General features: G+C 50.7%; 9 protein-coding genes. 4 read left to right on the forward strand and 5 right to left on the reverse strand.

What is annotated here, in order from left to right:
- Positions 1–21: 21 nt before the first annotated feature.
- Positions 22–1,422, forward strand: a complete 1,401-nt coding sequence (locus GA565_RS05310) for an efflux transporter outer membrane subunit (protein WP_193311878.1) — start codon at positions 22–24, stop codon at positions 1,420–1,422.
- Between the two features lie 83 nt (positions 1,423–1,505).
- On the opposite strand, the gene GA565_RS05315 is transcribed toward GA565_RS05310, so the two are convergent.
- The 3 genes from GA565_RS05315 to GA565_RS05325 are packed head-to-tail and all read right to left on the reverse strand — an operon-like array spanning position 1,506 to position 7,207.
- On the reverse strand, positions 1,506–2,918 hold the full coding sequence (locus tag GA565_RS05315) for an efflux transporter outer membrane subunit (protein WP_055772885.1): 1,413 nt from the start codon (positions 2,916–2,918) through the stop codon (positions 1,506–1,508).
- The gene (locus tag GA565_RS05320; RefSeq protein WP_152197637.1) at positions 2,911–6,060 is read right to left on the reverse strand and encodes an efflux RND transporter permease subunit; all 3,150 of its coding nucleotides are present in this window, start codon (positions 6,058–6,060) and stop codon (positions 2,911–2,913) included. The genes GA565_RS05315 and GA565_RS05320 overlap by 8 nt, the downstream gene beginning before the upstream one ends.
- Positions 6,061–6,070: 10 nt before the next feature.
- Complete coding sequence (locus tag GA565_RS05325) at positions 6,071–7,207, reverse strand: efflux RND transporter periplasmic adaptor subunit (RefSeq protein ID WP_152197638.1); 1,137 nt, start codon at positions 7,205–7,207, stop codon at positions 6,071–6,073.
- Positions 7,208–7,853: 646 nt separating this feature from the next.
- On the opposite strand from GA565_RS05325, the gene GA565_RS05330 reads away from it, so the two are divergent.
- Positions 7,854–9,482, forward strand: coding sequence for a PTS transporter subunit EIIC (locus tag GA565_RS05330; RefSeq protein WP_152197639.1), 1,629 nt, complete (start codon positions 7,854–7,856; stop codon positions 9,480–9,482).
- A gap of 121 nt (positions 9,483–9,603) precedes the next feature.
- A complete protein-coding gene (locus GA565_RS05335; RefSeq protein ID WP_152197640.1) occupies positions 9,604–10,221 on the forward strand; it encodes a hypothetical protein in 618 nt (205 codons plus the stop codon).
- Positions 10,222–10,328: 107 nt separating this feature from the next.
- Here the strand turns inward: GA565_RS05335 and GA565_RS05340 are convergent, their stop codons facing one another.
- Entirely contained in the window at positions 10,329–11,072 is a 744-nt protein-coding gene (locus GA565_RS05340) for a GntR family transcriptional regulator (RefSeq protein WP_152197641.1), read from the reverse strand.
- Positions 11,073–11,379: 307 nt separating this feature from the next.
- Here GA565_RS05340 and GA565_RS05345 point away from each other — a divergent pair, with 307 nt between their 5' ends.
- Positions 11,380–13,014, forward strand: coding sequence for a glycoside hydrolase family 19 protein (locus GA565_RS05345; RefSeq protein WP_226950912.1), 1,635 nt, complete (start codon positions 11,380–11,382; stop codon positions 13,012–13,014).
- Positions 13,015–13,125: 111 nt separating this feature from the next.
- On the opposite strand, the gene GA565_RS05350 is transcribed toward GA565_RS05345, so the two are convergent.
- Complete coding sequence (locus GA565_RS05350) at positions 13,126–14,874, reverse strand: ABC transporter ATP-binding protein/permease (protein ID WP_152197642.1); 1,749 nt, start codon at positions 14,872–14,874, stop codon at positions 13,126–13,128.
- Between the last annotated feature and the right edge of the window lie 25 nt (positions 14,875–14,899).

A 14,899-nucleotide genomic window follows, 5' to 3' on the forward strand; every position in this document is an offset into this window, starting at 1 on the left:
CTTGATAAAGTGAAGCCCGTCATGACAAGTACTAAAGCAGGTTCAACGTTGTTTCGTCTGGCTCCGCTGGCGCTGGTGTTAATGGTTGTTGGCTGTACCGTGGGCCCTGACTATCATCGCCCTGCGGTGACGATGCCGACCGCGTTTAAAGAAGCGAAAGGCTGGACGGCGGCGGTGCCTAAAGAGGGACAAAGCAAGGGTGACTGGTGGCAAGTGTATCAAGACCCACAGCTCTCAGCATTGATGAGTCAGGTGCAGATTTCGAACCAGAACGTGGCCCAGTACGCCGCGCAGTATCGTCAGGCACAGGCATTAGTGACGCAGGCGCGTGCGGAGCTGTTCCCGCAGGTGACGGCAACCGTTGACAGCACGCGCAGCGGTACGGCGAAAACCACCAGTAATCAGCATTCAGCCGAGCTTGGGGCGAGCTGGGAGCTGGACATTTGGGGTAAGCTGCGCCGCACCGAAGAGGAGCAGAAGGCCAATGTTCAGGCCAGCGCAGCAGATTTGGCCAACGCCACGCTCAGCGCGCAGTCCGAGCTGGCGCAGGACTATTTCCAACTGCGGGTGATGGACGCGCAAATTGCGCTCTATCAACAAAGTATTCAGGCCTATCAGCGCTACCTGACGGTGATTCAGAATCAGTATACCGGCGGCAACACGTCGCGGGCCACGCTGGCACAGGCGCAGACCCAGCTTGAAACGACTAAGGCGTCGGCGTTGAGTTTGCAGTGGCAGCGCGCGCAGTTGGAGCACGCGATTGCGATTCTGATTGGCAAGCCGCCGGCAGAGTTCAGCCTGGCGGCTACGCCTATCAAGTTTACACTGCCTGCGATGCCGGCGGCCTTGCCGTCTCAGCTGCTACAGCGTCGTCCGGATATTTCCGCTGCTGAGCGCACCATGGCGTCGGCAAACGCCGCCGTGGGCGTTGCGACTGCCGCGTACTATCCTGATATCACTCTAAGCGCATCCGGTGGTTTTAGCAGTTCGGTGCTGCACAATTTATTCTCGCTGCCAAACCGCGTCTGGTCGTTAGGGCCGTCGCTAAGCCAGACGGTGCTGGATTTCGGCGCGACGCGCGGCAAAGTTGCCGAAGCCGAAGCGGCCTACGATGCCGACGTTGCGGCCTACCGCCAAACGGTGCTGACCGCCATGGGCGAAGTCGAGGATTATCTGGTTGAGCTTCACACCATCGACAGTCAAATGATTGCCCAGCAAAATGCGGCGCAGTCTGCCAAAGAGTCGGCGCGCGTGACGTTCAATCAGTATCAGGCAGGCATGATTGACTATCTGGACGTCGCCTCAACGGAAAATACCAGCCTTAGCCAACAGCAAAACGTCCTGTCACTGCTGAGTACGCAGATGGTGACCAGCGTGAAGCTTATCGCTGCACTCGGCGGTGGCTGGAAGGCGGCAGAGTAACGGGACATCGTGATAAATGAACATAAAAAAACGCCAGCAGAAATGCTGGCGTTTTACTTTTAAAGCTTACGAGGCTGAGTGGACTATTTCTTCCAGCCGCCGCCGAGTGCTTTAAACAGTGTAATGTCAGAGTTCAACTGTGCCAGCTTGGTGGAAATCAGCGTTTGCTGAGCGGCGTACAGTGAACGCTGTGCGACCAGTACGCTCAGATAACTGTCAACGCCGCCTTTAAAGCGCTGCTGTGACAGGTCAAAGTTACGCTGGTTTGCGGCGTTTTCCTGCTGAATTGCTTTCAACTGGTCGCCGTAGGTTGCCTGACCGGCAAGACCGTCGGAAACTTCTTTGAACGCGGTTTGAATCGCTTTCTCGTAGTTGGCAATCTCAATCTTTTTCTCGGTTTTAGCAATGTCCAGATTCGCACTGTTCACGCCGCCGTCAAAGATAGGAATGCTAATCGACGGGCCGAACGACCATGCACCGGAACCCGCGCTGAACAGGTTGCTCAGGCTGCTGCTCTCAGTCCCGGCAGAACCGGTCAGGGAGATGCGTGGGAAGAACGCGGCGCGCGCTGCGCCGATATTGGCGTTAGCCGCTTTCAGCGTGTGCTCGGCAGCGATAATGTCCGGACGACGAGTCAGCAGATCGGAAGGCAGACCCGCTGGCGTTTGCGGGAAGTTCCAGTTGTTGTTCAAGCTGGCATTTTGCAGCAGTTGCTGTGGGATCTCAGCGCCAACCAGCAGGGTCAGGGCGTTAACGTCCTGACGAACCTGACGGGTGTACTGTGCAATATCAGCCTGCGCACTGCGCACGGTGGTTTCTGCCTGAGCCAAGTCCTGCGAGTTGCTTACGCCTTGGTCATAGCTGCGCTTGGTTAACTCGTAAGAGCTGTTCTGACTGTTGGCGGTGTCGATTGCCAGTTTCAGCAAATCGTTGTCCGCCGCCAGGCTCAGATACCCTTCTGCAACCTGTGATACCAGACTTATCTGCGTCGCGCGCTGGGTTGCCGCCGTGGCCAGATAGGTCTCGAGACCCTGGTCACGCAGGCTGCGTACGCGGCCAAACAGGTCGAGTTCGTAGGCACTGACGCCTACGCCCGCACTGTATTGCTGATAAGTCACCGGGCCGGTGCTTTTCGTTGAATAAAGGCCGCCGGGTAAATGCTGAGCAGTTTGACTGCCTGTGGCGTCCAGCGTCGGCAGCAACGCTGCACGGTCGATCTGGAAGGTGGCACGCGCGGTGTCAACATTTAACGCCGCGACACGAAGGTCGCGGTTGTTTGCCAGAGCTAAAGTAATGACCTGCTTCATTTCAGGCTGATTGAAGAACTGACTCCAGCCGATATCCTGAGCCTTGCCAGCATCAACGCCTTTGCTGGTGGTCCAGTCGGTGGCGACCGGCAGTGCCGGTCGGTCGTACTTTGGCTCCATAGTACAGCCAGCAAGTACTGTCAGTGTCAGCGCCGAGAACAGCGGCAGCGCAAAACGTGGTTTATTCATGGTTCGAAACCTCAGTATCTGAATGCGGCTTATCTTGTTTTTTTGACTTACGGGTAAATAGATTAACCACGACCACGTAGAACATTGGAACAAAGAAAATCGCCAGGAATGTTGCCGTTATCATCCCACCCACTACCGCAGTACCAATCGAGTGCTGGCTACCGGAACCGGCACCATGAGAAATGGTGAGCGGTACCACGCCGAGGATAAATGCCATCGAGGTCATAATAATTGGCCTGATACGCAGTTTAGCCGCTTCGATTGCTGCTTCGGTGATCGACATTCCCTCTTTTTCGTGTAGTTCTTTGGCAAATTCAACGATTAGGATGGCGTTTTTGGCCGCCAGCCCCACCGTTGTCAACAGGCCTACCTGGAAGAAGACGTCGTTGGACAATCCACGGAGTAAAACGGCACCTATGGTACCAATTATACCCAATGGAACGACAAGCATGACAGAGAATGGAATCGACCAACTCTCATATAGTGCTGCCAAACACAGGAACACGACGATAATCGACAGCGTGTACAACGCCGGAGTCTGAGAACCTGCTGACTGTTCTTCGTATGACAGACCGTGCCATGCAATCTTGAAGCCCGGAGGAAGCTTTTTGGCTATCTCGAGAACGGCTTGGGTGGCATCACCCGAGCTGTAGCCCGCAGCCGGAGAACCTAACACTTCAACAGAAGACACACCGTTGAAACGTTCGAAGCGTGGAGATCCGTAAACCCACTTACCTTTGCCAAACGCTGACCAAGGAACCATTTGACCCGAGCCGTTGCGGAAGTACCATTTACCCAGGTCCTCAGGGGTAACGCGCGCGGCGGCACGGCCCTGAATGTACACTTTCTTAACGCGATCGTTGTACATGAACTGGTTAATGTAGGAGGAACCCCACACCGCAGACAAGGTGTCATTGATGTCGCTCAGGCTCAGGCCTAACGCCTGCGCACGTTCGTCGTCAATTTCAAGCTGGTACTGTGGTTCGTCTTCCATACCGTTAGGACGCACGGCCATTAGGCGTTTGTCTTGTGCGGCCATGCCCAGGAACTGGTTACGGGCAGCCATCAGCGCGGCATGACCCTGTGCGTTGGTATCTTGTAAATAGAAGTCGAAACCGGTGGCGTTACCCAATTCCAGAACCGCAGGAGGAACGAAGGCAAACACTCTTGCATCTTTAATGCCGGCAAAATGCGCCATTGCACGACCCGCAATGGCCTGCACGCCGTTCTGCGCACCCGGACGATCATCCCAACCTTTCAACGAGACGAAGCCGATACCGACGTTTTGACCACGACCGGCGAAGCTGAAGCCGTTGGCGGTAAATACCGAGTTAACGTTGGCTTTTTCGCTGGTCAGGAAGTATTGACGCACCTGATCCAACACTTCCTGAGTACGTTCCGCCGAGGCGTTGGCTGGCAAGGTTGCCTGTACGAACAGAATGCCTTGGTCTTCATCCGGCAAGAAGGTCGTTGGCACGCGGGTAAACATGTACCCCATGGCAACAACGATCAGCAGATAGATAACCATGAACAGACGACGACGTGAAATAACGCCCGCTACGCTTGAGGTATATTTAGCCGCGCCTTTATCAAAGGTACGGTTAAACCAGCCCGCAAAACCGGTGGTTTTCTTGTCGTCATCGCTGTGTTTGATAATAGTCGCACACAGCGCTGGGGTAAAGATAAGCGCCATCAGCACGGAAAGTGCCATCGCCGAGACGATAGTTATCGAGAACTGACGATAAATAATCCCCGTAGAACCGGCGAAGAATGCCATAGGGATCAGTACGGCAGACAGTACCAGTGCGATACCGAACAGCGCGCCCTGAATCTGCCCCATTGACTTGATGGTGGCCTCTTTCGGGGAAAGTTTTTCCTCGTGCATGACACGTTCGACGTTCTCAACCACCACGATGGCGTCATCCACCAACAGGCCGATGGCAAGCACCATCCCGAACATTGTCAGGGTGTTTATTGAGAAGCCAAAGGCGTTAAGCAGGCCGAAGGTCCCCAGCAATACTACCGGTACAACCAGCGTCGTAACCAAGGTGGCGCGCAGGTTCTGCAGGAACAGTAGCATCACGAAGAACACCAGCACGATAGCTTCAATCAGGGTTTTCACCACTTCATGAATCGATGCACTGACCACCGGTGAAGTCTGGTACGGATACACCACTTCCACGCCTTCAGGCAGGGAAGATTTCAAGCCGTCGATGGTGGCCTTAACCGCGTTAGCGGTGTCGAGTACGTTGGCACCGGTTGCCAGACGCAGGGCGATACCCGTTGACGGACTGCCGTTATAGGTCGTCGAAATTGAATAGCTCTCAGGACCAAGATCAATATTGGAGACGTCTTTCAGACGAACCTGAGAACCGTCGGTGTTCACTTTCAACAGCACATTCTGGAACTGCTTAACACTGTCGAAACGCGTTTTACCGATAATCGTGGCGTTAAGTTTTGAATCTTTAACCGTTGGCAGACCGCCAAGTGAGCCGGAAGAAACCTGCACGTTTTGCGCGGTAATCGCCGCCGTGACGTCACTTGGGACCAGCGAGTATTTGTACAGCTTGGACGGATCGAGCCAGATACGCATCGCGTACTCAGAACCGAATACCTGGAAGTCACCCACGCCTTTGGTGCGCACGATAGGGTCTTCCAGCTTGGTGACCAGCAGGTTACCCAGGTCGGAGTTGCTCATTTTGCCGTTGGTAGAGGCCAGGCCAACAACCAGCATAAAGTTTTGCTGATACTTGGCAACGCGGATCCCCTGATTAACCACTTCAGTAGGCAACTGAGATTCGGACAGAGACACTTTGTTCTGAACCTGAACCTGCGCGATATCCGGATCAGTACCCTGATTAAAGGTCACAATAATGGTTGCGCTGCCGTCGCTGTTACTTTGCGATTCGATATAGCGCAGGCCGTCGAGACCGTTCAACTGCTGCTCAATAACCTGAACCACAGTGTTTTGCGCCGTTTCTGCGGATGCGCCTGGATAGGTCACGGTCACGGAAATCGCCGGAGGAGCAATGTTTGGATATTGGTTTATGGGCAATTTCATTATCGATAGCGCACCGGCTATCATAATGACAATCGCGATCACCCAGGCAAATATCGGGCGATTAATAAAGAAAGTCGACATCTGTATTCCTCTATTGCGCGGATGGGTCAGTCATTGACAGATTTGCGTCCACTTTGGGTTCAGCGTCTTTACGCTCGCTGCCGTTAACTTTGGCACCAGGGTGTACACTCTGCAGCCCATCGGTGATCACTTTGTCGCCCGCGTTCAGGCCAGACGTGACTAACCAGTTACCGGACATCATTTGACCGGTGGTAATATCACGCTGTTCAACGCTGTTATCTGCTTTCACAACATAGACATACGCTCTGCCTTTGTTGTCATGCATGATCGCTTCTTGAGGAACCAGAATACCGTTTTGATCAACCGCCTGGCTCAGCGTGGCGTGAACAAACATTCCCGGCAGCAGCTCATCGTTCGGGTTAGGGAATGACGCGCGCAGGGTCACGGAACCTGTGCTCTGGTTCACAGTAACTTCGGAGAATTCAAGTTTGCCGGGCAGTTTATAGCTGCTACCGTCTTCCAGCGTTAGCGAGACCTGAGCGGCGTTTTCACCGGCAGAGGCCAGTTTGCCATCGGCCAGCGCGCGACGCAGGCGCAGCATGTCTAGTGAGGACTCGCTAACGTCAACGTAGATAGGATTAAGCTGGTCGATAGTCGCGAGGTCGGTGGTTTGGCCGTTGGTGACCAATGCGCCTTCTGTTACAGATGAACGGCCAATATGACCGGAAATTGGCGCATAAACCTTGGTGTATTGCAGGTTAACACGCGCCGTTTCCAGGTCAGCGGCCGCTTCACCGGTGGTAGCTACCGCATCGTCATAAACCTGACGGCTAACGGCCTGAGAGGCGACCAGTCCTTTGTAGCGCGTAGAGGTTGCCGCTGCGCTTTTATAAGTTGCCAGAGCTTTATCATAGGCAGCCTGATAGGTCGCAGGGTCGATTTGGTAAAGCTGTTGACCGGCTTTAACTTCGCTACCTTCAACAAAGGTGCGTTTCAAGATAACACCACTGACCTGAGGGCGAACTTCTGCGGTTCTTACTGCAGAGGTGCGGCCTGGCAGGCTAGTCGTTAAGGTGACCGGTTTAGATTGTAAGGTGACGTATTCAACGGCTGGAGCTTGAGCAGCAGGTTGCGAGGCCGTCCCAGCGGAACCATCGCAAGCGGAAAGCAGTACCACAGTACTGACAGAAAGAACCTTCAGGCGCATAGAATTCACTCTCTTGAGGGGTTGAGAACAATCATTCTCAATAAGTCCCCCACTATACGAGAGGCAGTGAAATCACTCTGTATGTATTTGGTTTTCAGATATGTCTTAATATTTCAAAAATACATGACAATAAAAATCAAACCGCGTGTGATTTTTTGTGAGCAATGCAGATTATTTGGGATTAAAAATTTTCTGAACGAGCGATGACGAAGAACTAAACCAACTTAACAGCACTAAATAGACGGATATTCTGCTTTAGAGTTTTTGCAGGAAATCATAAAAGTATGATCGCGATCAAAGTAAGACATACTTTTTAACATTGACCTTACCTGAAATGTCTGTGGGTATCGGCAAAATGCCGTTACCGTGGTTATCGAGAGCGAGCAGTTCTCATATTTGCATTGTTGCAGCCGCTTTATATGAATCGGTATATCGCAACCCCGACGCCCACTGTCCGATGTGGGCTTTTTTTCGCCCGCACAGTGCTTCGTACAAACTTTACACCTTCATTGTAACCTCCTTTCGATTTGTTAACAAACTGTGATCTCTTTCATAAACCTGAACTCTTTGTCTATACAGCTATACATTCTCTGACTTTACTCAATAGTGAGCGTTTTTTAAGCGTCAACATTGAGGGGAAAGGGACATGCTAAAACTAGGAAGTAAAATCCACGACTTGGGAAAGGCGCTGATGACGCCGATTTCGGTCATCGCGGCGGCAGGTATTTTTCTGGGATTAGCCTCGGCGTTGCAAAATCCAAACGTCATGGGCGACACGTTTACTCAAATGAAATCACTCCAGTTGGTGATCGGCTTCATCAGACAAGTCTCGAGTGCGCTGTTTGCCAACCTGCCGCTGTTTTTTGCCGTTGCAACCGCCATGGGACTGGCCAATGCAGAGAAGGCAACGGCCGCCTTTTCCGCAGTGATCGGTTTCGTTGCGATGCATGTCGGCATCAACTATAGCCTGCTGGCACAAAATATTACGCCAGCCACCACCAGCGTTGAACACCTGACCGCGCAGGGAATGGGCACCAGCGAAGCGCTGATTTACGCCTCGGAATTTACCAACACGCTGGGTATTTTTACCTATAACATGAGCGTGCTCGGCGGGGTGCTGGTGGGGCTTATCACCATGCTGCTGCATAACCGCTTCTACACTATCGTATTGCCTACCGCGGTTGCCTTCTTTGGCGGCAGGCGATTTGTGCCGATTATCACGGTGGTGGTGTTGCCGATAGTGGGCGTGCTGGTCTCGCTGGTTTGGCCGACTATTGCCTTGGGTATTCAATGGGTGGGCGAACTGATCGGGCGAACCGGCGAGGCAGGCACCTTTATCTATGCGACCTCTGAGCGGCTGCTTATCCCGACCGGGCTGCATCATATTATTAACGAAACCGTACGATTTACCCCCTTGGGTGGCGTGACCACTGTTGATAATCAGAGCATTGTCGGGGCGCTAAACATTTTCAACGCCGCCCTGGCCCATCCGGGCACTGTCAACGACGAGGTGACCCGACAGGCCACGCGTTTTCTGGCGCAGGGTAAAATACCGGTAATGATGTTTGGTTTGCCTGCCGCTGCGCTGGCGATGTACCACTGCGCCAAGCCTGAGCATAAGGGCCGAGTTAAAGCGCTGATGCTTGCCGGTGCGCTGGCTTCGTTTACGACCGGTATCACCGAGCCGCTGGAGTTCTGCTTTATCTTCGTTTCCCCGGTGCTTTATGTGATGCATGCGGTGCTGACCGGGCTCTCGTTTGTGCTGATGCAAATGCTGAATGTGATGATTGGTAACGTGCAGGGTGGAGCGATCGACTGGGTCATTTTTGGCATCCTGGGCGGCAGTAAAACCCACTGGTGGTATCCGCTGATGCTCGGCATTATTTATGCACCGCTTTATTATTTCTCATTCCGTTGGATTATCACGCGAATGCAGGTCAAAACACCCGGCCGTGAAGATGATGCCGAAAGCGAAGAGTTGCGCGGGTCTGCGGCCTCGCCCTCATCGGCGACGGCGTTGTCCTCATCCACCGCCAGTGACAAGACCAGCAACATTATTAAAGGGTTGGGGGGGGAGGGAAATATCGACAGTGTAGACTGCTGTTTCACCCGCCTGCGCGTCAAAGTAAAAGACATGAATCAGGTCGTTGATAAAACATTAATGACCACCGGTGCAATGGGCGTAAAACGGGTGACTGAGAACGATGTACACGTTATATATGGGCCTCAGGTTGAAAAAATAGCCCATGACGTGAAGAACGAGCTCGCCAGTTAATTGTTCCTTTAATTTAAATTTATAGAAACCGCTCATTATTTTCACATGAGCGGTTTTTTCTAGGGATGGGGAATTTTTCAGTTTAGTATTGAAAAAACAAACGGAAATAAAGGGACGTTTTATGCAAATCACAAGGTCGGCTGGAATATATAAAGCATTGGGCGCTGAATTTCTCCCGAAAATGAAAATTGGCGAAAGTTTTAAGAAATTCATAAAGTCCTTTGAACAGACCAGCGTTAATATTTCATCTAATGTAGTTAAACCGCTGCGAGCGGAAATGTCGCCTAAAATTCAATCGCTTAGGCAATTTTTTGAATCTAAACCCACTCCTGAACTGCCGCCTTTAAGAGTGAGAACTCAAAACGTTAATAAATCAGTGGCACTGCGCTCGGCACCCATAACAAACAACCTTGTTAATCCCTTTCGTGCAGCGTTAATGACAGGCGTGTTTGGCTTGCAGTATCAGCGTTCACTATCAGCGGATAATAATACAACCTGGATTAAACCTAAACTCACGCCAGAAGAGCTTGAAAAAAGTATTGTGCACAAAAATCCCCGCCCGCAGTATAAGATCTATGGTGAAACGATTCTTAAAGTTGACTTCAATAAGAGCAATCCTGCAGAAAGAATAAAAGTCTACGGCCAAGAATTTCTTTTTACCAGAACGGGGTATGTTGCAGAAAAAGCGAAACAATTTTCTACCTTTGATATTCCGCTAACGGTCGGCGTTAAGAAATAATGCGGCACTCTTAGATGAGAAAATTATTTTATATCTACAGTAAGCCTGCGCGATCCTGATGTGATGACCTCATTCAAGATCGGTAGGCTATTCTTAATCTATCGTCTTTATTCTTTTTCACATCGCGCCCTTAGGCTAAAGTTAAAATATCGCTGGTTATAATAAATATCGGCGACTTCAAACGGCGTTGTGTCAGTAAAATATGCCACAGACCGCGCATGCAATATCGGTTCATCGCGTGATAAATCCAGCGATTGTCTGATTTTATTGGCTGGCAGCTCTGCCGAAATATGTTTATTGCTTCCCGCCGGAGTAAAACCTTTTTCTCGAAGATAGGCATATTTAGAGTGTGTTAGCGCTTCTCGGGTAAGATCGGGGAAAGGCTCATACAGCATCCAACTTTTTTCATAAACAAAAGGTTTATTATCGAGAAACCGCAGTCTAATCATAAAATAAACCTGAGCATCGGCCTGTAAGTTCAGCAGATCTGCGATATCCTCCTCGGCTTTGACTTTACGAAACTCCAACACTCTGTTTTCAATATTTTGGTTAAGCTCACGCGCTATTTCAGTTGAGGTAAAGTGGCGGTCGAGCGGCAAAACCATTTTATGTTCACTGCGATTGTCGATAACGAAGGTTCCACGGCCGCGAAACCGCGCCACGCGTCCTTGCCTAACCAAATAATCCACCGCCTTGCGAGCGGTCATGCGTGACACGCCATAAATTTCGCACAGCGCTGCTTCAGTGGGGATTGCATCGCCGGGCTTAATTTCGTTAGAGCTTATCTTTTCGGTAAGTTGCTGTTCTATTTGTAAGTAAAATGGAATGAGCGAGTTTTTATCGATGTTCATTATCCCTCCTGCGGTATTTGTTAATTGTATGGTGAGCTATACAATTTGAACAAATGTCATGCTAAATTTTGTGGACAGTCGCCCAAAAATTATTTTGAACGGGCATAGGTCACCCGAACCTAAGCATAATCTGCCTCTCAAACCTTCCTCTTAACGTTGCAGTATTTTCACGGGAATACTCTTTCTATGTTATAGAATTTTCTATATTTACTTCCAGAGATAGTATGCAGCATAAATTTGGCATCATAATTTATAACCGCACAGGGAATATTTTGGAAATATCAATAAATTTAATAGGGACGTTGTTTTGATTGCGAAAAATAAAGTACTGGTTCTCTCTTTCGTTGCCAGCAGTATCATACTTTCCTTTAATGCTCTGGCATTTGAAAAATATGATTCGTCAAAGTCTTACCAGGGTGGTTCTGAAGTTACCTATGAAAATAGTGACTTCAAGGCACAATGGTATGCAAATCCAGGACAGATGCCTATTCTGGAAGCGCACCAAAGCTGGGACAGTCCTTGGGTAAAAATGGCGGACAGTGTCGTACCCCCGAAACCTGATCCTAAGCCAGATCCAAAACCGGACCCTAAGCCGGACCCTAAGCCCGACCCAGATGACACCCCGTCTGAACATCCAAGCTATGTTATCGGTAAAGCCTATGCCGTGGGTGACAAGGTTTCCAATAAAGGCATTGAGTACATTTGTAATATTGCGCCATGGTGCAGCAGTAGCTCGCCCGTGTATGTTCCGGGGGAAGGACACGCCTGGCAATCGGCTTGGTCGCAGTTGGGCGGTGCAGTGGTCCCTGGTTTAGCAATCAGCCAAAAAGAACTCGATAAAATAGAGCATCAACTGACCAGTGGGAAGCTGATGCAATTGACTAAAGCATCGGTGCGTACTCTTGATAATGGCGTCGTTGAGAAAATTAAGCCCGGCGACGCGAAAAATCCCTCAAACGTTAAGCGTGTTGAAGCGCTAATTGATGAGCATAAATGGAATGTTTTCTTCCCACATCGCGACGTTGCTTATACTTATGAAAATTTCCTGAAAGCGGTCGGTAAATTCCCGGTGCTGTGTGGTGATATCAACGACGGTCGCGACCAGGACGCTATTTGTAAAAAAACGCTGGCCACCATGTTTGCGCACTTCACTCAGGAAACGGGTGAGCATGCCGTTCAGAGTGATGTTCATCAGTGGCAGCAGGGACTGCACTGGGTACGCGAAATGAACCTCAGTGAAAAATCCTTTGATATGTACACTGGCGACACCTGTAACGCTGCAGTTTGGCAGGGCAAGGCGTGGCCTTGTGCCACAGATGAGCATGGTAACAAGCTTAGCTACTTTGGCCGCGGTGCCAAGCAGCTAAGCTATAACTACAACTACGGCGCATTTTCACAGTCCATGTACGGCGATGTGAACGTGTTGCTTAAACAGCCCCACTTAGTTGCTGATACGTGGTTGAATCTTGCTAGCGCAATCTTCTTCTATATTTATCCGCAGTCTCCAAAACCGAGTATGCAATTTGCTCTGGACGGTACTTGGCAGCCAAATGCACATGATCTGGCCGAAGGGCGTGTGCCAGGTTTTGGTATTACGACCACCATCATCAACGGAGGCGTTGAGTGTGGCGGACCGACTGAAAATATCCAGTCTTCTAATCGCATCAGCTATTACAAAGACTTTGCTAAACAGCTTGGCGTACCGGTTTCTGATTCAGAGGTGCTGGGTTGTAAAAATGTGAAAGTGTTTGGCGATAACAGCAGTGCAGTGATGCCGGTCTATTGGGTTGCCGACGACCGTTATGTATCGGCTAATCCGGGCGGTAAATCCTATGCCTGTAAGCTGGCAACTTGGCAGAACTCACCGTTGAGCGCCTTGATCCAGGGGGATTATGCAAAATGTGTGAAATTAAACTTCCCTGACGTGGTGATAACGGAGTAATTCCAAAATCGTAAAAGCACGGTCATGACGACGATTGTTAGATAAATAAAAACCCCCACAGTGAAGATGCGCTGTGGGGGTTTTATTAGGAATTCAGCTCAATCATTCAGTTTACTGCGCGGGTGCATGCAGAACCGAACTGGTCATGCTGCATTGGCCGTCATCCTGAAGTTTGAAGCGCCAGCATTGCTGGTGATATTTCGCGACGCTGTTGCGGTGAGCCACGCTGACCACGGTAGTTTGCGGCAGTTTTTCAAGCAAGAGGCTGTACATGCGCTGCTCGGTATCATCATCCAGTGCACTGGTGGCTTCATCAAGATAAAGAATATCAGGTTTAATCAACATCGCGCGTGCAAAGGCCAGGCGCTGCTGCTCACCCGGCGAAAGTCGCTGGCTCCAGTTAGCGTACTGGTCCAGTAACGGCTGTAAATAGCCTAAGCTGCACAGATTTAGCACCTCGCAAAGCCGTTCTTCCGTGTACTCCAACGTGTCTTCTTCCGGATAAATCAGCCCTTCACGCAGTGAGCCAATCGGAATATAACTGCGTTGCGGCAGGAAAAGCTGCTTCTTACTTTTCGCCGTATTAATCTCACCTGAACCGTAAGGCCAGACACCTGCAATCGCCCGCAGCAGGGTTGACTTGCCGCACCCAGACGGGCCTGCAACCAGCACGCGTGCGCCGGTTGGCAATGCAGCCGTTACTGAGGAGAACAGCGGATTACCGTTGGGTAAATTCAGCGTCAGGTTGTTCAGCTGTAGATCATGTTCGCTGGCGTTGCCCAGAGAAATATTGCGCGGCTGGGTGTTCACCTGATCGATAGCGGCGTTGAAGCCTGCAAGACGGTTTACGCAGGCTTTCCAACTGGCTAAGTCATTGAACGCATTGATAAACCAGGATAAAGAATCCTGTACCTGTCCGAACGCCGAGGAGATCTGCATCAGCAGGCCCATCTGTATGGCGCCGGAAAAATAGCGCGGTGCCGCAACTAAAATCGGGAAGATAATGGCGAACTGACCATAAAAAGAGCTGGCAAAATTGAGGCGTCGAGTGACGCGCATTGATGACCACCAGTTGGATCGGATAGCCTCAAAGTTGTCACCGAGCTGTTTTTTCTCACTTTTTTCACCGTGATACAGCGCGATAGCATCGCTGTTTTCACGAATGCGGATCAGACCGAAACGGAAGTTTGCTTCGAACCATTCTTGGTTAAAGCTCAATCTCACTAGCGGACGGCCAATAAATCCGATAATCACCGAGCCAATCAGCGCGTAGAGCAAGGCAAACCACAGCATGTAGCCGGGAATGGTGAAGCTGTGCGAACCGAGCATAAAGCTCATCGGGCCGCTCACCGACCAGAGAATGGTCACAAAAGAGAACAGCGTGACCAGGCTCGAAAGCAGACCCAGCGACAGCGACAGCGTTCCCGAGGTCAGTGCGCTAAGGTCGGAGGCGATACGCTGATCGGGGTTATCCACCTGATGTTGGTGTTCAGTATAATAGTAGGCGTGGTTGTGTAACCACTTATCCATATATTCGTTGGTCATCCAGCGCCGCCAGTTCATTTGCAGGCCCTGCGTGAGGTAGACTTTGTAGATACTGACCACAATAAAAATCAGCGCCAGCCAGGTAAATTTAAACAGCTGTTGCTTGAAGACCGGGAAGTTTTTGTTTTGCAAAGCATCATAAAATACGCGGTTCCATTCGTTAAATTGCACGCTGAGGTAGACAGATCCCAGCGAAAGAATGATGATTGCCGCCAACATGCTCCAGGCCTTCCATTTTTCTTCGGACTGCCAATAGGGCTTAATCAACTGCCAGACTGCACGCCACCGTGCCGTTTTCCCAGGTTTTTTAGTCATAAATAGCCATATAAAATAGTAATAA

The sequence above is a fragment of the Rouxiella sp. S1S-2 genome, from assembly GCF_009208105.1.
GTDB lineage: Bacteria > Pseudomonadota > Gammaproteobacteria > Enterobacterales > Enterobacteriaceae > Rouxiella.